Here is a 21923-nt window from a genome sequence, read left to right on the forward strand (position 1 = left end):
CTCAGATCGTGCCCGCGTTGAGCTGGCGCGCCGTTTCCACGATCTGGCTCGGCTGAATGATCGTCAGATTCTCGAGGGCGCCGTTGTAGGGGGTGGGGATGTCCTGGCTGGAGAGGCGGATGGGCCGGGCGTCGAGATCGTCGAAGCAGTGCTCGGTGATCAGCGCAAGCAGTTCGGCGCCGATGCCACCGGTTTTCATGCACTCCTCCACCACGATCACCTTGTGGGTTTTGCGTATCGAGCGGGTGATGGTTTCCAGGTCGAAGGGCTTGAGGCTGACCAGATCGATCAGCTCCACACTCACCCCATCGGCTTCCAGCTGCTCCACCGCCTTGAGGCAGTGATAGCGCATGCGCGAATAGGTGAGGATCGTCACGTCGGTGCCCTCACGCACCACTTCGGCCTGATCCAGGGAGCAGATGTAATCCCCCTCGGGGATCTCCTCACTGAGATTGTAGAGCAGTACGTGCTCGAAGAAGAGCACGGGATTGTTGTCGCGGATGGCGGCCTTCATCAGGCCCTTGGCATTGGTGGGGGTGCTCACCGCCACGATCTTGATGCCAGGCACCGCATGGAAATAGGCCTCCAGGCGCTGGCTGTGCTCCGCCCCCAGCTGGCGACCCACCCCACCGGGGCCGCGTACCACCGTTGGGATGGTGTAGTTGCCACCGCTGGTGTAGCGCAGCATCCCCATGTTGTTGGAGATCTGGTTGAAGGCCAGCAGCAGGAAGCCCATGTTCATCCCTTCCACGATCGGGCGCAGGCCCGTCATCGCGGCACCGACGGCCATGCCTGTGAAGCTGTTCTCAGCGATCGGGGTGTCAAGCACCCGCAGTTCGCCGTACTTCTCGTAGAGATCCTTGGTGACCTTGTAGGAGCCGCCGTACTGGCCGACGTCCTCGCCGAACACGCACACGTAGGGGTCTCGGGCCATCTCCTCGTCGATGGCGTCGCGCAGGGCGTTGAAGAGAAGGGTCTCGGCCACGGACGGTGTGCGAACCCGGCGAGTGCCGGTGGAGCGGCCAACTTATCTCAGGTGTCGGCGAAAAGGAGCCGGCGGCGGCCCTCAGCCCCCGGCGGCGAAGGTGGCCAGCAGCAGCACCGAGAGCAGCATGCCCGGGGAGAGCAGCAGGGCCAGCAGGCCGAGGTCGTGGGGAGTCATGGTGAAAAAGGAAGCATTCTCAGCTTAGGAAGGCTCGGCTTCGCGCACCGGCAGCAGGCTGCGAATGAAGACAAGGGTCAGCCCCAGGGCGACGAAGGCGAAGGTGAAGGTGGCCAGGAAGCTCATGCCCACTATCAGCGTCTTCATGGCGGTGCCGATGCTCTGGGCGAAGGCCTTGCTGTACTGCGGCGGATGCAGGCTGTACCAGCGCACAACCCGCTGGCTCAGCCCCAGGCAGACCCAGGCCAGCAGGCCGCTGGTGAGGGCGCCGGAGAGAAAACTGAGGGGCCCTTTGCGCGGCGGACTCGCTGGGGACTCGCTGGGCTCCGGAGTGCTCATGGGGCCTGAACTGCTGCGATGATCCTCGCCCCTTGGTGGCTGCAGCGGCAGCACCAGGCCTCGAATCCCTCCGCCGCTAGGGCGTCGTGCAACTGCTCACGGGCCGCCTCGGCCCGCTCCAGCCCGGCGAAGAGGGCAAAGAGGCTGGGACCAGAACCGCTCATCGCCACCGCCAGGGGGTCGATCGCACGGCGCAGCAGCCCCAGCCCGGTGCGCACGCTCTCCTGCTCCGGCTCCACCACCGACTGCAGGTCGTTGCGCAGGGGCGGCAGGGCCCGCTGCCCCCTCAGGGCTGCCAGCAGCGCTCCATCGCGCAGGATCTGGCGCCGCTGCTCGAATTCGCTCTCGCGCTCCAGGTAAAAGTCGCCCCGCAGCTCCCGGCAGCGGCCATAGGCCCAGGGGGTGGAGACACTGGCGGCCGGATCCTTGATCAGCAGCACCGCCAGCTCCTCGGGCCCCGCGACCTCGGATCCCAGGACCGCTGGAGCCGCGGCCGGGAGCAGCACTGGCTCCAGCCTCTCCCCGCGGCCGAAGCAGAGCTGGGTGCCGCCGCTGAGGGTGAAGGGCACATCCGAGCCCAGCTGCGCCGCCAGTTGCAGCAGGCTGGCGGCATCGAGCTGGAGCCCCCAGAGCCGATTCAGCCCCAGCAGGGCCGCGGCCCCGTCGCTGGAGCCACCGGCCAGGCCGGCGCCGATGGGGATGCGTTTCTCCAGCTGAAGCGTGGCCCCCAGCTCCGGCCGCTCGGCGTGCTGCCGGAGCAGCTCAGCGGCCCGCACCACCAGATTGCCGCCGTCGGTGGGAAGGGTGCTGGTGCCGCAGTGCAGCACGATCGCCCCATCGCCTCGCGGAGCGATCGTCAGTCGATCGGCCAGATCGAGGCTCTGCATCACCATCGCCAGTTCGTGGAAGCCATCGGCCCGTAGCCCGAGCACCTCCAGATGCAGGTTGATCTTGGCCGGCGCCTCCACGGTCAGCTCATCCACTGGGAAGGGGTCCATGGGGCGCAGGTCAGTCATGGGTGGCTGGGCAGATCTGGCGGGTCAGCTCCACCCAGCGCTCGGGGGAGAGCTCCTGGGGCCGCTGCTGCAGCGACACTCCCGCCCGCTGGGCGCGCTCGGCCAGCTCCGGTTCGTTCCAGAGCCCGGCCAGGGAGTTGCGCAGCATCTTGCGCCGGGCCGCGAAGCAGCGCTTGAGCAGACCCTCCAGCCGTGTGGCCAGCTCTGGCTCCAGCCGCTCGGCCGGTGGCAGGGGATCGAGCACGATCACCTCCGACATCACCCGCGGCGGCGGCTGGAAGCAGCGGGGCGGCACGGCGCAGACCGAGCGGCAGCGCGCCAGCAGTTGCAGGCGCACGCTCAGGGCGCTGAAGGCGCTGCTGCCGGCCAGCGCCCGGATGCGCTCGCCCACCTCCTGCTGAACCAGCAGCACCAGCCGCTGATAGGGAACGGCCAGGGGGCGATCGAGGCGGCCCACCAGCCGCTCCAGCAGAGGACCAGTGATGTTGTACGGGATGTTGGCCACCACCTTGTCGGCGGCGGGTAGATCCAGCCGCAGCACGTCACCCTCCAGCAGCTGGAAGCGAGTATCCCCAGCGAAGTGCTGGCGCAGGCCGGCCACCAGGTCGCGGTCGAGTTCGATCGCGTGCAGCTCCCCCAGCCCTGTGGCCAGCAGCCGCTGCGTGAGCGCTCCGCGGCCCGGACCCACCTCCAGCACCCGCTCACCCGGCTGCAGCTCCGCCGCCGCCACGATCCGCTCCAGCACGGCGGTGTCGGTGAGCCAGTGCTGGCCGAAGCGCTTGCGGGTCTGGTGGCCCCCGAAGGACATGGGCGTGATCGGGCAGGTTCACCAGATTGCCCGGCCGGGCGGCGCTGTCCTGGCTAGTTCTGGAGCACAAATCCTCCAGGTGGCCATGGGCCCCGTGATCAAGCACTCCCCCAGGGCGGCCCTGGCCCGCTGGCCGACGTGGTGGCTGTGCAGCCTGGCCGCTGCAGCAGTTGCCCTGGTGGGCGTGGCGCCGGCCCGCTCGGGCAGTGTCAGTGCCGACTCCGTCTGGACCAGGGAGAACGCCCTGGAGCGGGCCCGGCAACTGGTGCCGCGTGGTGCCATCCCGGGCCGGCACCGCTGCCAGCAGATGATGGTGGGCACCGGCAACTACCGCTACCGCTGCATCGTGGAGTTCAGCCGGCCAGCAGAGCAACTGCCAGACCAACAGCGGGATCAGCCCTCGCCCTGAACCAGGGGGAGGTCCTCCAGGCGCAGCCAGCGCACCGCACCGGACGCCGGTGGCAGGGGTACCAGCGCACAGACCACCTCCAGGGGCAGCTGGGCCTGCCGGGGGTTCTCCGCCAGCCAGCAGCTGAGCGCCCGGGCCAGCCGCCGGCGTTTGCCCGCGCCAAGGGCGGCCACTCCCCAGCCATCGGCGCCGCTGCGACGGCGTCCCTTCACCTCCACCACCAGCAGCCGACCCGGTTTGGCCACCACTAGATCCAGCTCCCCCCAGCGGCAGCGCCAGCGGCTGGCCAGCAGCCGCCAGCCGCGCTGGCGCAGCAGCCTCAGGGCCCGCTGCTCGGCCCAGGCCCCCGGCAGGGCGCTGCGGCTGCGGGCGCGTTGCGTTCTGCTCTGGCTCAAGGGGCTGGCCGCCGGATTTTCCTAGGGTTCCCCTCCTGTCCCTTCCCTGCCATGGCTGCCCCGCTGCGTTCGCTGGTCTCGGGCCTGGTGACCTGGATGGGCTGCGGCCTGCTGGCCCTGCTGCTCCTGCTGCTCCTGCTGCCGGCCGCTCCCGCCAGCGCGGCGATGGATTACGCCAAACAGGTGTTGATCGGTGCTGATTTCCACGACGCAGACCTGCGCGGCGTCACCTTCAATCTCACCAACCTGCGCGACGCCAACCTCTCCGGCGCCGACATGCGCAACGCCAGCTTGTTCGGCGCCAAGCTTCAGGACGCCAACATGCATGGTGTCGACCTGCGTGAAGCCACCCTGGATTCGGCCGTGCTCGAAGGCACCGACCTGCGCGAAGCCGTGCTGGAAGATGCCTTCGCTTTCAACACCAAGTTCGCCGACGTGGCGATCGACGGGGCTGATTTCACCAACGTGCCCCTGCGCGGGGACGTGCTCACTTCCCTCTGCGCCATCGCCAGCGGCACCAATCCCGTCACGGGCCGCTCCACCCGTGAGAGCCTCGGCTGCTCCTGATCCCAAGGTCCCCGATCCCAAGGTCCCTGATGCCCCCGTCCCCGCTGCCATGAGCTTCGACGCCCACAGCCTCGAGCGCCTTCGCCAGCTGGGCCGCCAGCTGCCCCAGCCTCTGCCGGCACCGGCGGCGCCCGCCAGTGCCCAGCCCAGGGCCAGCGAGCAGCGCCATCCGGTGGAGCTGGAGCGCGACCCGGAGCAGCTCTTCCGGGAGCTGATGCAGGTGAGCCCCGACGGCAGCGTGCCGCCCCACCTGATGGAGCGCCTGCGCACCCTCGAAGCCAGCCGCACGGCCCAGCAGGCCAGCGAGCGGCGCGCGCCGGCCGGCCAGACCCCCAGCCCAGCCGGCCAGCCCAGCCGGCGATCTACCCCCGGCCGCAGCACCTCCCCCCGGGCCGACCCCCGCCTGGCGGACGAGCACGCCGATCTCTACACCGCCTTCCATTCCCTCCTGCTCGAAGACGAGGAGGGGGATTGAGGCCCATCGGCCCAGCCAGCCCCCGGCTCCCGGGGCTGTCCTAGATGGCGATCATCGAGGCCCAGGGGCTCGGCAAGAGCTTCCGGGTGGCTGACAAGCAGCCTGGCCTGGGTGGAACCCTGCGCCACTTCTTTGCCCGCCGCCTCAAGGACATTCCGGCGGTGCGGGATGTGAGCTTCAGTATTGAGCCCGGCGAGGTGGTGGGCTTCCTGGGGGCCAACGGCGCCGGCAAGACCACCACCCTCAAGATGCTCACCGGCCTGATCGAGCCCAGTGCCGGGGCGGTGGAGGTGGCGGGCTTCAGGCCCTTCCGCCGTCAGGCGTCCTTCCTGCGCACGATCACCCTGGTGATGGGGCAGAAGCAGCAGCTGATCTGGGATCTGCCACCGCTTGATTCCCTGCGCGTGAATGCGGCGGTCTACGGCATCCCCGAGGCCGAAGCGAGGCGTCGTATCGAGGAGCTCGCCGAAATGCTGGAGCTGGGGGAGGAGCTGCGCCGGCCGGTGCGCAAGCTCTCGCTCGGTCAGCGCATGAAGGCCGAGTTGCTGGCGGCGCTGCTGCATCGCCCCTCCGTGCTCTTCCTCGATGAACCCACCCTCGGGCTGGATGTCAATGCCCAGGTGCGGGTGCGTGAGTTCCTCGCCGACTACAACCGTCGCACCGGCGCCACCGTGCTGCTCACCAGCCATTACATGGGCGACATCACCGCCCTCTGCCAGCGGGTGCTGCTGATCCACCAGGGCCGGCTCTTCTATGACGGCAGCCTGCAGGAGCTGACCCAGCGGCTGGCCCCCTACCGAGAGGTCTGCTGCGATCTGGCGGCGCCCTATCCGCCGGAGGCCTTCGCCGGTTTCGGTGAACTGGAATCCCTGATCGGTCAGCGGTTGCGGCTGCTGGTGTCGCGGGAGCAGCTCACGGCCACCCTCTCGCGGCTGCTCTCCAGCTTCCCGGTGCTCGATCTGGAGGTGAACGATCCGCCGGTGGAGGAGATCATTGGCCGCCTCTTCCGTGAGGGGACGGTGGGATGAAACGCTCCCTGAGGCTGGCGCGGGTGCTGCTCTCGGTGCAATACGCCTACATGCTCGAGTACCGCGCCGAGATCGCGCTCTGGGCCCTCTCCGGTCTGCTGCCGCTGATCATGCTGGCGCTCTGGAGTGGGGCCGGCGCGGCCGCTGATCTCAGCCTCGGCCCGGCGGAGCTGAGGCGCTACTTCCTGGCGGCCTTTGTCGTTCGTCAGTTCACGGTGGTGTGGGTGATCCACATCTTCGAAGAGGACGCCCTGCAGGGACGGCTCTCCCCCTATCTGCTGCAACCGCTTCACCCCTTCTGGCGCTACCTGGCGGCCCACATCGCCGAGCAGGCCACCCGGGTGCCCTTCGTACTGGCGATCGTGCTGGCGGTTTGGCTGCTGGGGGCCGGGGCCAGCGGCTGGCCGCCTCCCTCCACCTGGCTGCTGGGCCTGCTGGTGACCATCCTGGCTTTTCTGCTGCGCTTCCTGTTGCAATCGGTGATCACCATGGCCTGCTTCTGGAGCGAGCGGGCAGCGGCGCTGGAGCGCCTGCTGCTGATCCCCTACCTTTTTCTCTCCGGGCTGGTGGCGCCGCTGGAGGCCTTCCCCCCCGCCCTGCGCCGCCTGGCACTGGCCACCCCCTTCCCTTCGATGGTCGACTTCCCGGCTCGGTTGCTCTCCGGCGCCGAGGTGGACCTGCTAGGGGGGCTGTTCACGATGGCTGCCTGGACGGCTCTGCTGCTGCCCCTGTTTCTGCTGTTCTGGCGGGCCGGGCTGCGGCGCTACGCGGCCATGGGGGCCTGATGGGCCGCTATCTGCGCAGCCTGGGGTCCTTCTGGTCGTCGTCGCTGGCGATGGAGCTCGAGTATCCGCTCAATGCCCTGATTGAGCTGCTCTCGGTGCTGGGCAACCTGGCCGGCAGCGTGGTGCTGCTGGCGCTGTTCTACGGCCGCGGCCATGGCCTGGGCGGCTGGAGCTGGGATGAGGCCTTGGTGGTGCTGGGGATCTACACCCTGCTCGATGGCTACACCAGCACCCTGCTGCAGCCCAACCTGGGGGCGATCGTCAACCATGTGCGCACCGGCAGCCTCGATTTCGTGCTGCTCAAGCCGATCGACAGTCAGTTCTGGCTCTCGGCCCGCAGCTTCTCCCCCTGGGGTCTGCCCGGGGTGCTGGCGGGGCTGGCACTGATCGGGCTGGCGGCGCGGCGGGCGGGGGCCAGCCCCTCGCTGCCCACCCTGCTGGGCACCGCCCTGCTGCTGCTCAGCAGTGCCCTGATCCTTTACAGCCTCTGGTTTGTGCTGGCGGCCACCAGCATCTGGTTCGTCAAGGTCTGGAACGCCACGGAGGTGCTGCGCAGCACCCTTGTGGCCGGCCGCTTCCCCGTCAGCGCCTACCCCCCCGCCCTGCGCACCCTGTTCACCCTGGTGCTGCCGGTGGCCTTTCTCACCACCGTGCCGGCGGAAGCGATCCTGGGTCGTGCCACGCCGTCCTGGGTGCTGGCCAGCCTGGGGATGGCGCTGCTGTCCCTGACACTCAGCCGTGTTCTCTGGCGCCATGCCCTGCGCTACTACACCTCGGCCTCCAGTTGACAGCGCCGGCGTAGCCGCAAGGACGAAACTGGGTCCCCGGGTCGTTGTGCGGCCTGATTCAGGCTTTCGACAGGACCCCCGTGGCACAGCAACGAGACGGACTGCGAGACGGCCTGCCTCACGGCCATGGCAGCCGCCATCAGGAGAAACACCGCACGAACCGGGTGGGCTGGCTGCGGGCTGCGGTGCTCGGGGCCAATGACGGCATCGTCTCCACCGCCAGCTTGCTGGTGGGGGTGGCAGCGGCCGAGGCCGAGCACGGCGCGATCATGGTGGCCGGAGCGGCCGGACTGGTGGCCGGGGCGATGTCGATGGCGGCCGGTGAATACGTTTCGGTCAGCTCCCAGGCCGATACCGAGCAGGCTGACCTGGCGCGGGAGCGTCAGGAGCTCGTTGATGATGCGGCGGCGGAGCTGGCGGAGCTCACCGGCATCTACGTGCATCGCGGCCTGGATCCGGCCCTGGCCCGCGAGGTGGCACTGCAGCTCACCCGCCACGATGCCCTCGGCGCCCATGCCCGTGATGAGCTGGGCATCAGCGAGGCATTGGCCGCCCGGCCGGTTCAGGCCGCCCTCACCTCGGCGGTGATGTTCTCGATCGGAGCGGCCCTGCCCCTGGTCACCGCTTCCCTGCTGCCCGCCTCCCGGATCGCGCTGGGGGTCTCACTCACCTCCCTGGTGTTCCTTGGCGTGCTCGGTGGGGTCTCCGCCCGGGCCGGTGGCGCCAGGCTGGGCACCGCCATCCTGCGCGTCACCCTCTGGGGAGCGCTGGCGATGGCGGCCACGGCCCTGATCGGCTCCCTGCTGGGGGTCTCGGTCTGAGCAGCACAGATGCGTGTCAGATCAAGGCGAACACCGATAAGGTCCTGCCTGCGACCAGCCGCCGGATCCCGCCATGACCACTCACCTGCGCCGATGGGGCCTGCTGGCCCTGGCGGGACTGCCGGTCCTGGGGATCGGCGCCGCAGTGGCACTGGGGCCACGGCTGCCGGATCCCGTCCTGGCGGCGGTGGAGGCACCCGCACCGCCCACTGAGGTTCCCGCTCCGGATCCGCCCCAGGCGGCAGAGCCGTCTCCGTCCTCGTCCTCAACGGTGGTGCTGCTGCCCTCGCAGCCGGGCTTGCCCCTGGCGGCTGATGGCCGCCACTACCCACTGGTGCCCGGCGATCCCCAGGTGGTGGCCGACCTGCTGGTGTCGCTGGAGGAAGCCCTGCGCTCGCCCGATACCCCGGCGGAGTCGTTGCCGGCCCTGGGCCACCAGCAGCAGGTGATCCTGCGGGTGCTGGCGGTGCGCGAGGGCCAGGCCCAGGAAGTGCGGCAGCGCCTTTCCCCCCGCTGGCAGGCGGTGCTGGACCATCACCTGGGGGCCCGCCGGGCCTTTCTCTCCATGCGCCGCCGCGGCCCGGGCAGTCCCACCCTGCCCGCCTGGCGGATCGTGGCGCCGGAGCCAGCGGAGAAGCTGCTGGGCTACTACCGCAGTGCCGCCGCGGCCACCGGCATCGACTGGGAAGTGCTGGCGGCCGTCAATCTGGTGGAGTCAGGGATGGGCCGGATTGATGGCGTTTCGGTGGCCGATGCCCGCGGGCCGATGCAGTTCCTGCCCACCACCTGGGCGGAGCCCGGGATCGGTAAGGGCAACATCCGCGATCCCCACGACGCCATCCATGCCGCCGCTCGCTACCTGGTGCGGCGGGGTGGGCTCAAGGACATTCGCAAGGGGCTCTGGGGCTACAACAACAGCGATTACTACGGCAAGGCCGTCCTCCATTACGCCGCCCTTTTGCGCGAGGATCCCGCCGCCTACACCAGCCTCTACCACTGGGAAATCCACTATGCCTCCAATGCCGGTGACCTCTGGCTGCCCGTGGGCTACTCCCAGACCAAACCCATCCCAGTGGCCCTCTACCTCCAGCGTTTCCCCGCCAGCGCCCCGCCGGCCGCCAACCGTGGAGCCTGAAGGCGGCGTGGAAATTGCGCTGGCCGCCGCTGGTCGTTGGTGCCGTGGTGGAGTGGAGGGATGAGCGCTCGTCTGGTGCTCGGGCCCGTGCACGTCTGCCCGCAGGTGCGGGAATGGCTGGATCTGGAAACCCTGCAACGCCTGGTGGCCCGCCACCGCCGCGGCGACTGGGGTGAGGTGGATGCCCGCGATGCCAGGGCCAACACCCTGGCGGCCTATCACCAGTGCGGCCGGCTGCGCAGCGTCTACGACCTGGGCCAGGGGCTGTCCATCTGGGTGATCACCGACCACCTCGGCACCGACAGCCTGCAGACCACCGTGCTCATCCCAGTCGATGAGTGATCCGGCACTTTGCGGAGATAACGCCTTCAGGGCACTCAGCGCGATCGCCGAGCGCTTCGATCTCGGTGGCCCGATCAGCGGCATCGACCCCCTGGGCAACGGCAACGTCAACGACACCTATCTGGTGCGGCTGGGGGAGCTGGAGCGCCCTGCCGTGGTGCTGCAACGGGTCAACACGGTGGTGTTCACGGACCCCGAGGCGGTGATGGCCAACCTGGTGGCCTTCAGTGAGCACGTGGCCCGGCGACTGCTGGAGCCCCCCAGGGAGCTGGCCGGGCGCCGCTGGGAGGTGCCTCGGGTGTTTCTTGCCTGCGCCGATGGTCTCCCCTGGGTGTGGGAAGGCTCCAGCTTCTGGCGGGCCCTGGGTTTTGTGGATCGGGCCCATTCGTTGGAGCGGATCGGCCACAGCGGCCATGCCCGTGAAATCGGCTTCGGCCTGGGCATGTTCCACCAACTGATCAGTGATCTGCCCGTGGAGAACCTGGCCGACACCCTGGAGGGGTTCCATGTCACCCCCACCTATCTGCGACAGTTCGATCAGGTGCTCGGCCGGCTCGGAGCCTCCACTGACCCCGAACTCAGCGACTGCCTGGCCTTCGTGGAGCAGCGCCGCGGCCTGGTGCCGGTGCTGGAGCAGGCCAGCGCCGCGGGACTCCTGCACCAGCGGCCGATCCACGGTGATCCGAAGATCAACAACGTCATGCTTGATCTGGAGGGCGACCAGGCCGTGGCCCTCATCGATCTCGACACGGTCAAACCCGGGCTGATTCATTACGACATCGGCGATTGCCTGCGCTCCGCCTGCAATCCCCTGGGGGAAGACACCGAGGACTGGCGGCAGGTGCAGTTTGATCTGGGGCTGTGCGAGGCCTTGCTCGGGGGCTACGGCAGCGTGGCCCGCTCCTTCCTCACCCCCGCCGATTACGACCACATCGTTGTGGCCATCCAGGTGATCAGCTTCGAGCTGGGGTTGCGCTTCCTGACCGATCATCTCGCCGGTGATGTCTACTTCAAGACCCGCTACAGGGGGCACAACCTGCTGCGGGCCAGGGTTCAGTTTCAGCTCACCAGGAGCATCGAGGCGCAGCACGCGGCCATCGAGGCCGTCGTGGCGGCGATTCGATGAAGGCACCCAGCTCGGATTGGCAGGGGTTTGTTCTGCACCGCTTCGAGTCCGAGGACGCTCGGCGGGGTCAGCTCACGCCCACAGCGTTCGATGCTGCTGCACCCACGGCTCCAGTGACTCCTGCAGTGGCCGGAGCCGGCCTGGAGCTGAGCGGAGCGATCAGGCGTCGGGCGGGGACCCTGGAGCTGCACCTGAGCCTCGGTGGTGATCTCGCCTCGGTGGTGCTGGCCGATCCCTCCTTCCGGCGAGAACGCCGTGATGATCTCTGGCGCAGCACCTGTTTCGAGCTTTTCCTTGCCGCCGAAGGGCAGCCGCCCTACTGGGAAGTGAACCTTTCAGCCGCCGGCCACTGGAACGTCTACCGCTTCAGCGGCTATCGCCAGGGGATGGAGATCGAGCCCTCGCTGCAGGCCTTGCCCTTCGCGCTCAGGCTCCTGAGCGGATCCCTTGAGCTGGAACTGGTTTTGCCTCTACCGGACGACCTTCACCCCCCCTCTTCACCCCTCGAAGCTGGGGTCTGCGCGGTGATCGAGCAGCGCCAGGGGCTACTCAGCTACTGGGCCGTGACCCATCCCGGCCCAGTGGCCGATTTCCACCGGCGAGACGGACTGGCGCTGCACCTGTGAGCTGGCGGGTGGAAGAGCCCAGAGTGAACCACCACCCCAAGCTCCTGCCCGAAAGCATCGTCATCGTGACATGCCGATCCGTACGTAGTCTGGCATAGGGGGTGAGCCTGTCATCTGACTTCAAACGCCGATCCGCTTTGATCACCAGCATTGATCACCAATTCGAATCTCTGGTTTGAATCTTTGACCAGAATCTCCGCTGGAAAACTTCAGCGTGAGTCTTCAACATGAATCTTCGGCATAAATCTTGAGTGGGAATGGCTGTTCTTCATCTTTGCTGATTGCTGGCCTGCCGTGGAGTCCAGGCTGACTCCGCTGTCGCTCAGTTGTATTCGCCGGGCATGTCCTGCTTGGTGATCGTCACCCTGCCGATGCGCTTGCCGGAGGCCCGCAGCAGTTCGTCGCCGGAGACATCGAAGCCCAGGGAGGTGGCGATCCTGGCCACGTCATCGGCGGTGGAGGAACCCAGCACCTGACGCCTGAGTTCCCCATCGTCCTGAACCCTGGCGAGAAAGGCCCTGAGTTGCTCCTGGGACATGGCGGGCGGGCCGATCGTGGTGGTCCCCAGCATGGCTCCTGCCGGGGCCGCCGGTCTCACTCCCCCCACTGGCGCAGCAGGTTGGTGTAGCTGCGGCTGATCAGATCAAACACCTCATCCTTGCCGTCGCGCCTGAAGATCGCCCGCCGGGCCGTGTCGAGCTCGAACAGCAGCTCGCGCTGGTCGGCCCGGCGCACCCGGCTCTGGATCCAGCCCACCGGCCACCAGCCGCAGCACCAGCTCGCCGCCGCTGTAGGCGTCTGGATTACTGAGAAACACGGTGAAGGAGAGGTCGGAGCGGCCGCCGGCCATGAAGGCATTGTCGACATAGCTGCCGTAGCCCTCGCCGCTGCCACTGCGGCTGGAGCAGGGGTTCGAGGAGGAAGCGCATGGCGAATGGTGAGCAATGGCTCGGATTGCTTCGCTTTCGCCCATGAACCGCTCCAGCATCGCTTTAATGCTGGCCACGGCTGGCTTGGCTGCGGGTGTGGTTGGCTGCGGTCAGAGCGAGGCGCCCAAGCCCAGCTCGCCGGCGATGGAAAAGCCGGCGAGCTGGGCAGCCCCGGCGCTGAGCCCTCCAGCAAGCCGGAGAAGCCGGGGAATCACGACGGTATGAAGCAGGAGGAAGGGGGAGAAGGTGGAGAGGGCGGCGAAGGCTGAGCCGTAGCCTGCAGCCCGATGCCTCAGCCCGGCTCCATAGCGTCTGAGCTGAGCAGCGCACGGATCTGATCAGCGGCCACGTCGTTGCGGATCTCCACCTGGCCGATGGCCGTGGGCAGCACGAAGCGCACCTGAGCGCTTCTCACCTTCTTGTCGCTCTGGAGGGTGAGCAGCACCGCCTCTGGATCCAGGGGCGGCAGTTGCACAGGCAGGCCGGCCTTGGCGATCAGAGCGCATTGCCGCTGCTGCTCGGCCCGGCTCCAGAGGCCCATGGCCACCGACAGCTCGCCGGCCGCCACCATCCCCACTGCCACCGCCTCGCCATGGAGGTAGGTGCCGTAGCCGCAGAGGGTCTCCACCACGTGGCCGAGGGTGTGGCCGTAGTTGAGGATTGCGCGCAACCCCCCTTCCCGTTCATCAGCGGCCACCACGCGGGCCTTGGCCGCCGCGGATCGCTCCAGCAACCGCTGCAGCAGGTCGTCTCCCACAGCCTCCAGGCTGGAGAGGTCGGCGGCGGCCTCCAGCTCACTGAACAGCTGGAGATCACCGATCACGCCGTACTTGATCACCTCGGCCATGCCCGCGCGGAATTCCCGCTCCGGCAGCGTGGCCAGGCTGCTGGGATCGATCACCACCAGCCTGGGCTGGTGGAAGGCCCCGATCAGGTTCTTGCCACCGGGGTGATTGACCCCGGTCTTGCCGCCGATCGAGGCATCCACCATCGCCAGAAGGGTGGTGGGCACCTGCACCACGGCGATCCCGCGCAGCCAGGTGGCGGCGGCGAAGCCCGCCATGTCGCCCACCACCCCGCCGCCGAGGGCCACGATCAAGGAGCTGCGCTCCAGCCGCAGGGCCTGGGCCCTGTCGTGGATCAGGGCCACGCTGGCAGGGGTTTTCTGATCCTCCCCCGCGTCCAGCACCAGCAGGCTGGGCTCCAGCTCCGCACCGCGAAGGCTCGCGAGGGCCCTGGGGCCATAGAAGCTCTCCACCACCGGGTTGGTCACCACCAGCACCTTGGTGGCGGCCGCCACTCCCCTGGAGCGGATCAGCGGGCCGAGCTGATCGAGGCTGCCCTTGCCGATCAGCACCGAGTAAGGCTGGCTGCTGAGGGCCACCTCGATCGAAAGGGGCGGGATCATCTTCGGCCGGTGCGGCAGGCAGGCTGGTCAGGCTAGGTCTGGGCTTGCCAGCCCTCGATCACCGCCAGAACCGCCTCGCCGTAGCGGTCCAGCTTGGTGGCGCCGATGCCGCTCACCTGGCCCAGGTCGGCCAGGCGCGCCGGACGCCGCGCCGCCAGCTCCGCCAGGGTGCGGTCGTGGAACACCACGTAGGGGGGCACCCCCTGCTCACGGGCCTGGGCCCGGCGCCAGTCCTTGAGCGCCGTCATCAGGCTGGCATCGGCTTCAGGTTCAGCGGCGGCGGCGGCTGCAGCCCGCCTGCGCTCCTGGCGCGGCGGGGCGGCGGGCAGCTCCAGGTTCAGGTCTCCCCGCAGCAGGCTCCTGACCCGCGCCTCCTCCCCCCAGCGCAACCCGCCGCGGCCCTCGGGCACCGGCTCCAGCCAGCCCTGGCTGGTGAGCTGACGCAGCAGGGTGCGCCACTGCTCGCGGTTCAGCTCCTTGCCGATGCCGTACACACTGAGACTTTGGTGGCCGAGGGATCGCACCCGGGCGGTGTCAGCACCCAGCAGCACATCGGTGAGGTGGGCGGCGCCGAAGCGCTGGCCCGTGCGCCACACCGCCGAGAGTGCCTTCTGGGCCGCCACCGTACGGTCCTCCAGCACCTGGGGCTCAAGGCAGCGGTCGCAGTTGCCGCAGGGCTCCGCCAGGGCTTCGCCCAGATGGGCCAGCAGCACCTGACGGCGGCAACCCGGCGCCTCGGTGAAGCCCACCAGGGCGTCGAGCTTGCCGTGCTCGATCCGCTTCTGGGCGGCGTCGGCCTCAGAGTCTTCGATAAAGCGCCGCAACTGGGGCTCATCCCCCGGTCCGTGCACCATCCAGGCGGTGGCGGGCAGGCCGTCGCGCCCCGCACGGCCGGTTTCCTGGTAGTAGGCCTCCAGGCTCTTGGGCAGATCCAGATGGGCGACGAAGCGCACATCCGGTTTGTCGATGCCCATGCCAAAGGCGATCGTGGCCACCACCACCACGCCGCTGTCATTGCGGAAGCGGCTGAGGGCGCTGGAGCGCTGGCTCGCGTCCATGCCAGCGTGATAGCCCACCGCCCCATGGCCGGCGGCCTGTAGCAGGGCGGCGAAGTTGTCCACCCGGCTGCGGGAGCGGGCGTAAACGATGCCGGCTTCGCCTCGGAACTCCTCGAGGAAGGCCAGCAGCTGCTCCCTGGCCTCCTGCTTGGGTCGCAGCAGATAGCGGATGTTGGGCCGATCGAAGCTGGCCAGGAACACCCGACCCTGCTCCAGGGCCAGGCGCTGAATGATCTCGCCGCGGGTGCGGGGATCGGCGGTGGCGGTGAGGGCCAGCCGCGGCACCTGGGGAAAGCGCTGGGCCAGGGCCTGCAGCTGCAGGTACTCGGGGCGGAAGTCGTGGCCCCACTGGGAGACGCAGTGGGCCTCATCGATGGCAAACAGGGCCAGGGGACGTTCCTGCAGACGCTCCAGCAGATCTCCGCCCAGCAGCCGCTCCGGTGACACGTAGAGCAGATCCAGCTCGCCCCGCTGCAACTGGCGCCAGAGGTCGCTCACGGCTTCGCTCGCCAGAGCGGAGTGCAGGGCCGCCGCCCTCACCCCGGCCTGGCGCAGGGCCAGCACCTGGTCGTCCATCAGGGCGATCAGGGGTGAGACCACCACCGCCAGGCCCTCCCGGCAGAGGGCCGGCACCTGATAGCAGAGCGATTTGCCGCCACCGGTGGGCATCAGCACCAGACCGGAGCCGCCGGCGATCACGTGCCGCACGATCTCCTCCTGGGGACCACGGAACCGGTCGTAGCCGAACACCTCCCGCAGCACCCGCAGCGGGTCGCTGCCGCCGAAGTTGCTCTGCACGACCCTGGCTCTCGTCATGGTGCGTCCCACAATGGCCCCATGGATGGTTCCCCCGCTGCCTCACCGTCGTCCCGTCGCCGCTTGGCCTGGTGGGGGCGCAGCGCCACGGCCTGGGGCTTTCTGACGCCGGCGCTGCTGCTGCTGAGTGTTTCGGTGCTGGTCCCGGCCGCGATGGCCCTGGTGATCAGCTTCACCGCCACCGGCCTTGATGTGAGCGAACCGCTGCGCTTCATCGGCCTGGCCAACATCCGGCGGCTGCTGGCTGACCCGGTGTTCCTGCAGGTGCTGGGCACCACCTTCCTCTATCTGATCGGGGTGGTGCCGCCGATCGTGCTGGGTTCCCTCGCGCTGGCCGTGCTGGTGAACCGCCAGCTGCCCGGCATTCACCTGTTCCGAGCCGCCTTTTACACGCCGGTGCTGGTGTCGATCGTGGTGGCGGCCATCGCCTTCCGTTGGCTCTACGCCGAGAACGGTCTGGTCAATGGCTGGCTGGGGGCTTGGCTGGGGGAGGCCTTCACACCGATTGGCTTCCTCACCACCCCCTGGCTGGCGCTGCCCGCCGTGATGCTCGTGACCCTCTGGAAGGGCCTCGGCTACTACATGGTGATCTATCTCTCGGGCCTGCAGGGCATCTCGCCGGAGCTCTACGAAGCCGCCGCCCTCGATGGCAGCGAGGGCTGGCGCCGTCATCTCGACATCACCCTGCCCCTGCTGCGGCCCTACCTGACCCTGGTGGGGGTGATCTCCGCCATCGCCGCCACCAAGGTGTTCGAGGAGGTGTACCTGATGACCCAGGGGGGGCCAGCCGATTCCACCCGCACCCTCGTCTATTACGTCTACGACCAGGCGTTCTCCGAGCTGGAGATCAGCTACGCCTGCACGGTGGGCCTGGCCCTGTTCCTGATCGTGCTGATCTTCAGCCTGCTGCGGTTCCTGGCGGTGGGCGAGAAGGGCTTCAGCTGAGGCGGGCCAAGAGGGGGTTGGGCGAGGGAATGGCAAGCTTCTGAATTGGTGCGTGGCCCTGGCGCCGCGTGGTCCGGGAGGTCAGCGATGGGCGGCAGGATCGGCGTGGTGGGGGGCGGCCAACTGGCCTGGATGCTGGCGGCCGCGGCGCGGAAGCTGGGTATCGAGCTGCATGTGCAGACTCCGGAGCTCTCCGATCCCGCTGCCCGGCTGGCCACCAGCGTGGTGCGGGCGCCGCTGGCGGATCTGGAGGCCACCCGGCGTCTGGCGGAGAAGGCGACGGCGATCAGTTTCGAGAACGAGTGGCTCGACCTCGAGACCCTCGCCCCGCTGGAGCAGGAGGGGGTGGTGTTCCTCCCCCGGCTGCAGTCCCTGGCGGATCTGGTCTGCAAGCGCCGCCAGCGCCTGCTGCTGGAGCGGTTGCACCTGCCCTCGCCCCGCTGGTTTGCGTTGGAGGAGATCCTCATCCCCCCGGCTCCGGCCGAGCTGAAGGAGCCCGCCAGCTCAGGGGCTGAGCCCGGGGACGCTGGAGCGGAGGAGCCAGCGCCGGTTCTGCCCCCCCAGCCTCCGCCGGGGTTCCACTTCCCGCTGATGGCCAAGGCGGTGCGGGGCGGCTACGACGGCCGTGGCACCCGGGTGATCCACAGCCAGGCGGAACTGGAGGCTCTGATCGAGGCGGTGGACCCCAGCCTGTGGATGCTGGAGGAGTTCGTGGCCTTCGAGCGGGAGCTGGCGCTGGTGGCCTGCCGTGATCAGTTCGGGGCGGTGCAGTGCTACCCGCTGGTGGAGACCCACCAGCACGATCAGATCTGCGACTGGGTGCTCGCTCCCGCGGCCGCCAGCCAGGCGGTGGAGTCCCGGGCCCGCAACGTGGCGGCCTCGCTGCTGGCGGCCCTTAATTACGAGGGTGTCCTCGCGATCGAGTTCTTCTACGGGCCCTCGGGACTTCTGATCAATGAGCTCGCCCCGCGCACGCACAACTCCGGCCACTACACGATCGAGGCCTGTGCCACCAGCCAGTTCGCCCAGCAGGTGCGCATCGTCTCGGGGGAGTCCCTCGGCGACACCTCCATGCAGCTGGCCGGCACCTTGATGGTGAACCTGCTGGGTTTCGAGACCTCCACAGCGGCCTACGCCAGGCAACGCCAGGCCCTGGAGGCTCTGGAGTCCTCCCACCTGCACTGGTACGGCAAACGTCTGGCCCGGCCCGGTCGCAAGCTGGGTCACATCACCCTGGAGCTGCAGGCTTCAGGGACGGTCGAGCGGGCCAAGGAGGCCGCCCTGCGGCTGGCGGAGGTGCGGGCGATCTGGCCTCTGCCACCCGCGATTACCCCTTAGAGTTTCCCTGAACTGCTGTGTTGGTGACTGCCTTTCACAGGTTCTGATCTGACTCCCTCTTCGACGTGGGTGGTCTGTCGTGACGGTGACGTACACCGGCCCCGTTGCCGGAAACGAAGCCCCACTTTGACTGCTCCTCTGGTTCTACCAGGTCGAACACTGGGGCAAGACGGCACGGTGGTTCACCCTTTTCAAGCCTTGAGACAGAGCAGCTCCAGGCGGTCCTGCAGTTGCTCCCTGGGCCAGTTGGTGAGCACGAACACCTCTTGGGCCGTGCTGCCGCGGCGGGCCAGCAGCTTGTAGCCCCCGTTGATCGGAACCGACACCCGCAGACGCAGGCGAGGGCTGTGACCCTTGACGCGACTGATCACGGCCGGGGTGATCGTGTCGATGCCCTCGTCCCGCGCCAGGGCCTTGAGCACGGGAATCAGGCCTTCCACATACGTGCTGTGGGTGATCACGACCCGGCCCATGGGACTTTCTCACCGTTCAGCAAGCCTAGGCAGGGCCATGCCGGCCCTGAACCTGGCTGGGGATCAGTCCCTCAGTCCCGCTCCAGAGGCGCCATCGTCAGGCCCTCCTGGCTGAGTTGCTGGTGGTAGAGCTCGGCCTGCTCCTGGGGTCCGCTCCAGACCACGGCAGAACCCTGAGAGTCAATCTGATGGGCCAGTTCCCAGGCCCGCTCGGGTCCCATGCCGGGCAGGTAGCGCACCAGGCAATTCACCACGTGCTGAAAGGTGTTGACGTCGTCGTCGAGCACAACGACACGGAGGTGTGGATAGGGCTGGCGTTGCCGGATCCCCGCCGGGATCGTCTGGACTCCCGGGGCAGCCATCGTTGGATCGCGTCTGAGTCGACCCCATCCTAGGTAAAGTCTGAACGACCGTTGCTTGGGCGATCCCATGCTCATCTCCCTCGCCTGGGCTTCCCTGGCTGCTCTGTTCAGCTTTTCGATCGCCATGGTGGTCTGGGGCCGCAACGGCGACGGCACGATCAACTTCTGATCGCCCCAGGGCCCACTCCTCACCCGGATGCCTGACTTTTCCCTCTCCAGCACCAATGTCCTGGCGCTGACCGCCTCGGTGTTGCTGGTCTTCGTCACGGGCGGGGTGATCTACCTCTCCACGATCGAATGGCGTGACCGTCGCCGGGCCAAGCGGGCCCCACGGCCCGCCTCCTCCTCAGGTCGTCTGTCTTCTGGACGGCGCTGAACCTACGGAGCTGACCTCCCCGTCACCATGACCCTCACCCTGCCGCGCTGGAAGGGTCTGCCTCCGGCCCCTCACCTGGGACCGCTGCCGATCACTTCGGCGTTGATCGCCCTGCTGGTGATCGCCCCGGCCAGCCAGCTCCACCGCTTTCCCCGCTCCAACGCCCAAGGGCTGGAGCGGGTGGTGGCGATGGCCAGCCTGATTCAGAGCTTCCAATCCGACGACGCCCGACCGGTGCCGCTGCTCTGGCAGGAGCGCCTGGGCGCGGAGCCGGCGGCTCAGCTCTGGGCACGCCAGCGGGGCGCTTGGTGGCAGTTCTGGGGGCGGGAGGGGTCGGCTCACCTGGTGGTGCCGGCCCGGCTGTTCGGCCCCCAGGCCAACGCTGCCCTGCCGGGCGCCGCGGTGCGGGTGGACGATCTGGTGGTGATCGCTCCCGATCCCCTCTCCCACCAGACACTCCAGCAGCAACTGCGTCAGACCGCTCGGCAGCCCCGGGGTCTGGAGCAACGCTGCGTCAACCTGCTGCGCAGCCGTCAGGCGGTGGCCTGGACCAAGCTCGCCCTGGCTCAGATCTCCGGTGATCTCGCCCCGCTGCTGCAGCGCTTTCAGCAGGGCTGCCTGGCGGTGAGTGCCGAGGCCGACGGCCTCAGCTGGCAGGGGGAGGCCAGCGCCAAACCTGATTCGGTGGCTGCCGCCCCGCCGCAGCCAGCCCAGCCGAGCACCAGCGGCGGGCCTCTGCCTGCCGATCTGTTGCTGGAGGTGGGCGGAGCAAGGCTGGATCTGCTCCTCGATGCCCTGCTCAGCAATGCCGTGATCCGCCAACCGCTGATGGAGCGCTACGGCCTGGATCAGGCCGCCCTGGAGCGATTGCGAAGCACCCCGTTCCTCCTGCGCCTCAGGCCCCAGCCCAAGGGTCCCTTCCAGGCCTCGCTGGAGTTGCAGCTGGCGGTAAGCCAGGACCGCTCCGGCTGGACCCGCTGGTTGACGGCCCTGGGCCAGGCCCTGGAGCGCCAGGGCCTCAGCGACCAGCGCTCCCCCACGAGCTCTGGTCCGGCGGCGGCGACCAGCGCTGTGACATCCCGGTTGCCCAGCAGCCTCTGGCTGCGCGATGACGGCACCCCCCTGGGGGGCTGGCGCTGGGTGGTGCCGGCCAGCGGTGGTGCTCCGCAGTTGCTGTTCGTCCTTGGCGCGGGCCTGCCCGGCGCGGAGCGCTTCGCGACGGCCAGACCACCGGCCGGCGGTGGGCTCAACCTGCGGGCCAGGCCCGTTGCCCTCTCTGCCCTGGGCCTGCTGCCGCAGGACCTGCCGGCGGTGGTCAGGCGCTCCAGCCAGCTGGAGATCCTCTCGTCCCCGGTGGCCACGCCAAAACCGGGGGTCAAGCCTGGGGCTACCTCGCCATCGGGCGATGGTGGCTTGTCATGGCTGTGGGGATCCCTGACGCTGGAGGCTCCCCAGGCAACACCAGCGGCCAAGGCTCAATCTGCAAAGCCGCCACTGGCACCAACTCCAGCCCCAACGTCAGCTCCAGCGGGCCGCTGACCCGTTCAGTTTCCCTGGGCGGCGGCTGGGGGATTGGTCTCAGACGTCACGGCTGCTTCGGCTGCTGAAGCCTCTGATTCACTGGCCTGGCTGGGGGCGGCGGCCGCCTTGCTCTCATGGGCCTGACGCTCTCGCCGGCGCCGTTCGGCGGCCAGGGTCTCCTCCATCAGTTCGACGGCCTGGGCCATCTTCTCGAGGGTGCTGGCGTAGAGGGTCAGATCCTTGTCGACCCTCTCCTTCATCAGACCCATCGATTCACCGATTTCGTGGGCCGCGTCCCGCAGGGCCTGGGGTTCCACCGCTTCGGCACCGCGGGCTTTCTGCAGCAGGCTGAGCAGCCCCACGGCGAACAGGCGTGAGTAGTGGAAGTCGGGCCTGTCGATACCGGCCAGCACCCCGGCGAGCGGTTCAGGGGCGCCCTTGCCCTTGTCGGCCAGCCACTGCTTGACCTCCTCAAGGCTGTGCTGCCCCACCGCTGCTGTGGCAGCAGCGTGCTGGGCGCGGATCTGCTGGGCGTCGAAGCCGGAGGAGGCGCAGAGGGCCACGAACAGGGGCTCGCTCTGCTGCTGGGGCCGATACCCCTTGGCAAAGCCGTCAAAAACCTGCGTGAGCCCAACGGCAAACAGGCTGTCACTGCGGAATCCGCTCTGCCGACTGAGCAGGTGCAGCTCCACGAGCAGCTCATCGACCATGCGCCGGTACAGCGCACCGATCACAAAGGGGAAGGCTGCGTGGAAAGCACGCTTGCTGTCAGCAACGGTGAGGCAGGCGCTCACACTCATCCGCTCGAATCAGTGGACCTTAGCGCTGGAGCCCCCCGGGCCGATCGGGCGGAGGGTGCAGCGTCCTCAGTAGGA

Annotated in this window: 28 protein-coding genes and 1 other RNA gene; 17 read left to right on the forward strand and 12 right to left on the reverse strand. The window is 68.6% G+C overall.

The features are described from left to right. Position 1: 1 nt before the first annotated feature. The 4 genes from KBY67_RS07070 to rsmA all read right to left on the reverse strand — a co-directional run bounded on the left by KBY67_RS07070 (position 2) and on the right by rsmA (position 3325). The gene (locus tag KBY67_RS07070) at positions 2-985 is read right to left on the reverse strand and encodes a pyruvate dehydrogenase complex E1 component subunit beta (protein ID WP_255110203.1); all 984 of its coding nucleotides are present in this window, start codon (positions 983-985) and stop codon (positions 2-4) included. 201 nt (positions 986-1186) lie between these two features. After that, positions 1187-1501: a DUF3082 domain-containing protein gene (locus tag KBY67_RS07075; protein ID WP_255110205.1), complete on the reverse strand. Its 315-nt coding sequence runs from the start codon at positions 1499-1501 to the stop codon at positions 1187-1189. Further along, positions 1498-2517, reverse strand: a complete 1020-nt coding sequence (ispE, locus tag KBY67_RS07080) for a 4-(cytidine 5'-diphospho)-2-C-methyl-D-erythritol kinase (protein ID WP_255110207.1) — start codon at positions 2515-2517, stop codon at positions 1498-1500. The genes KBY67_RS07075 and ispE overlap by 4 nt, the downstream gene beginning before the upstream one ends. Beyond that, complete coding sequence (gene rsmA / locus KBY67_RS07085; RefSeq protein ID WP_255110209.1) at positions 2510-3325, reverse strand: 16S rRNA (adenine(1518)-N(6)/adenine(1519)-N(6))-dimethyltransferase RsmA; 816 nt, start codon at positions 3323-3325, stop codon at positions 2510-2512. The genes ispE and rsmA overlap by 8 nt, the downstream gene beginning before the upstream one ends. Positions 3326-3404: 79 nt before the next feature. Between rsmA and KBY67_RS07090 the strand changes: the two genes are divergently transcribed. Further along, positions 3405-3734 carry a hypothetical protein gene (locus tag KBY67_RS07090; protein ID WP_399214091.1) on the forward strand — a complete coding sequence of 110 codons (330 nt, stop codon included), beginning with the start codon at positions 3405-3407 and terminating at the stop codon, positions 3732-3734. Here KBY67_RS07090 and KBY67_RS07095 read toward each other — a convergent pair. Beyond that, a complete protein-coding gene (locus tag KBY67_RS07095) occupies positions 3719-4129 on the reverse strand; it encodes a YraN family protein (RefSeq protein WP_255110211.1) in 411 nt (136 codons plus the stop codon). The genes KBY67_RS07090 and KBY67_RS07095 overlap by 16 nt on opposite strands. A gap of 51 nt (positions 4130-4180) precedes the next feature. Here KBY67_RS07095 and KBY67_RS07100 point away from each other — a divergent pair, with 51 nt between their 5' ends. From KBY67_RS07100 to KBY67_RS07145, 10 genes are all read left to right on the forward strand, one after another. Next, entirely contained in the window at positions 4181-4696 is a 516-nt protein-coding gene (locus KBY67_RS07100; protein WP_255110214.1) for a pentapeptide repeat-containing protein, read from the forward strand. A gap of 49 nt (positions 4697-4745) precedes the next feature. Beyond that, on the forward strand, positions 4746-5171 hold the full coding sequence (locus tag KBY67_RS07105) for a hypothetical protein (protein ID WP_255110216.1): 426 nt from the start codon (positions 4746-4748) through the stop codon (positions 5169-5171). Between the two features lie 50 nt (positions 5172-5221). Next, on the forward strand, positions 5222-6199 hold the full coding sequence (locus KBY67_RS07110; RefSeq protein WP_399214108.1) for an ATP-binding cassette domain-containing protein: 978 nt from the start codon (positions 5222-5224) through the stop codon (positions 6197-6199). Continuing rightward, entirely contained in the window at positions 6196-6984 is a 789-nt protein-coding gene (locus tag KBY67_RS07115; RefSeq protein ID WP_255110220.1) for an ABC-2 family transporter protein, read from the forward strand. The genes KBY67_RS07110 and KBY67_RS07115 overlap by 4 nt, the downstream gene beginning before the upstream one ends. Next, positions 6984-7772, forward strand: coding sequence for an ABC transporter permease (locus KBY67_RS07120; RefSeq protein ID WP_255110222.1), 789 nt, complete (start codon positions 6984-6986; stop codon positions 7770-7772). Before KBY67_RS07115 ends, KBY67_RS07120 begins: the two co-directional genes overlap by 1 nt. Before the next feature lie 80 nt (positions 7773-7852). Then, positions 7853-8593 (forward strand): VIT family protein, encoded by a 741-nt coding sequence (locus tag KBY67_RS07125; protein ID WP_255110224.1) that lies wholly within the window; start codon positions 7853-7855, stop codon positions 8591-8593. A gap of 73 nt (positions 8594-8666) precedes the next feature. Then, entirely contained in the window at positions 8667-9728 is a 1062-nt protein-coding gene (locus KBY67_RS07130) for a lytic transglycosylase domain-containing protein (RefSeq protein ID WP_255110226.1), read from the forward strand. A 60-nt stretch (positions 9729-9788) separates the two neighbouring features. Further along, on the forward strand, positions 9789-10070 hold the full coding sequence (locus KBY67_RS07135) for a hypothetical protein (protein WP_255110228.1): 282 nt from the start codon (positions 9789-9791) through the stop codon (positions 10068-10070). After that, complete coding sequence (locus KBY67_RS07140; protein WP_255110230.1) at positions 10063-11196, forward strand: phosphotransferase enzyme family protein; 1134 nt, start codon at positions 10063-10065, stop codon at positions 11194-11196. The genes KBY67_RS07135 and KBY67_RS07140 overlap by 8 nt, the downstream gene beginning before the upstream one ends. A 113-nt stretch (positions 11197-11309) precedes the next feature. Continuing rightward, on the forward strand, positions 11310-11822 hold the full coding sequence (locus KBY67_RS07145) for a DOMON-like domain-containing protein (protein WP_255110232.1): 513 nt from the start codon (positions 11310-11312) through the stop codon (positions 11820-11822). A gap of 322 nt (positions 11823-12144) precedes the next feature. Here KBY67_RS07145 and KBY67_RS07150 read toward each other — a convergent pair whose 3' ends face one another. The 4 genes from KBY67_RS07150 to recQ form a co-directional block, all read right to left on the reverse strand. Beyond that, positions 12145-12360 carry a Nif11-like leader peptide family natural product precursor gene (locus tag KBY67_RS07150; RefSeq protein WP_255110309.1) on the reverse strand — a complete coding sequence of 72 codons (216 nt, stop codon included), beginning with the start codon at positions 12358-12360 and terminating at the stop codon, positions 12145-12147. A gap of 56 nt (positions 12361-12416) precedes the next feature. After that, positions 12417-12578: a hypothetical protein gene (locus KBY67_RS14920; protein WP_399214095.1), complete on the reverse strand. Its 162-nt coding sequence runs from the start codon at positions 12576-12578 to the stop codon at positions 12417-12419. Between the two features lie 465 nt (positions 12579-13043). Then, positions 13044-14159 (reverse strand): 3-dehydroquinate synthase, encoded by a 1116-nt coding sequence (gene aroB / locus KBY67_RS07160; RefSeq protein WP_255110234.1) that lies wholly within the window; start codon positions 14157-14159, stop codon positions 13044-13046. 32 nt (positions 14160-14191) lie between these two features. Then, positions 14192-16033 (reverse strand): DNA helicase RecQ, encoded by a 1842-nt coding sequence (recQ, locus tag KBY67_RS07165; protein ID WP_255110236.1) that lies wholly within the window; start codon positions 16031-16033, stop codon positions 14192-14194. Positions 16034-16054: 21 nt separating this feature from the next. Between recQ and KBY67_RS07170 the strand changes: the two genes are divergently transcribed. The 3 genes from KBY67_RS07170 to ssrS all read left to right on the forward strand — a co-directional run bounded on the left by KBY67_RS07170 (position 16055) and on the right by ssrS (position 18504). Beyond that, positions 16055-16978, forward strand: coding sequence for a carbohydrate ABC transporter permease (locus KBY67_RS07170; RefSeq protein ID WP_255110238.1), 924 nt, complete (start codon positions 16055-16057; stop codon positions 16976-16978). 87 nt (positions 16979-17065) lie between these two features. Continuing rightward, positions 17066-18316, forward strand: coding sequence for a 5-(carboxyamino)imidazole ribonucleotide synthase (locus KBY67_RS07175; RefSeq protein WP_255110240.1), 1251 nt, complete (start codon positions 17066-17068; stop codon positions 18314-18316). A gap of 6 nt (positions 18317-18322) precedes the next feature. After that, positions 18323-18504, forward strand: a non-coding RNA gene (gene ssrS / locus KBY67_RS07180) — 6S RNA. Positions 18505-18507: 3 nt separating this feature from the next. On the opposite strand, the gene KBY67_RS07185 is transcribed toward ssrS, so the two are convergent. Beyond that, positions 18508-18789 (reverse strand): DUF2103 domain-containing protein, encoded by a 282-nt coding sequence (locus tag KBY67_RS07185; RefSeq protein ID WP_255110242.1) that lies wholly within the window; start codon positions 18787-18789, stop codon positions 18508-18510. 71 nt (positions 18790-18860) lie between these two features. Beyond that, entirely contained in the window at positions 18861-19151 is a 291-nt protein-coding gene (gene clpS, locus KBY67_RS07190) for an ATP-dependent Clp protease adapter ClpS (RefSeq protein WP_255110244.1), read from the reverse strand. 67 nt (positions 19152-19218) lie between these two features. On the opposite strand from clpS, the gene petN reads away from it, so the two are divergent. From petN to KBY67_RS07205, 3 genes are read left to right on the forward strand one after another with little or no spacing between them, the layout of a single operon-like run. Beyond that, complete coding sequence (gene petN, locus KBY67_RS07195) at positions 19219-19320, forward strand: cytochrome b6-f complex subunit PetN (RefSeq protein WP_255092813.1); 102 nt, start codon at positions 19219-19221, stop codon at positions 19318-19320. A 27-nt stretch (positions 19321-19347) separates the two neighbouring features. Beyond that, positions 19348-19527, forward strand: coding sequence for a hypothetical protein (locus KBY67_RS07200; RefSeq protein ID WP_255110246.1), 180 nt, complete (start codon positions 19348-19350; stop codon positions 19525-19527). A gap of 27 nt (positions 19528-19554) precedes the next feature. After that, the gene (locus tag KBY67_RS07205; protein ID WP_255110248.1) at positions 19555-21066 is read left to right on the forward strand and encodes a hypothetical protein; all 1512 of its coding nucleotides are present in this window, start codon (positions 19555-19557) and stop codon (positions 21064-21066) included. Positions 21067-21071: 5 nt separating this feature from the next. Here the strand turns inward: KBY67_RS07205 and psb29 are convergent, their stop codons facing one another. Next, entirely contained in the window at positions 21072-21842 is a 771-nt protein-coding gene (gene psb29, locus KBY67_RS07210; RefSeq protein WP_255110312.1) for a photosystem II biogenesis protein Psp29, read from the reverse strand. Positions 21843-21923: the final 81 nt, after the last annotated feature.

This window comes from Synechococcus sp. RedBA-s (assembly GCF_024345495.1).
Classification (GTDB): Bacteria; Cyanobacteriota; Cyanobacteriia; order PCC-6307; family Cyanobiaceae; genus Regnicoccus_A.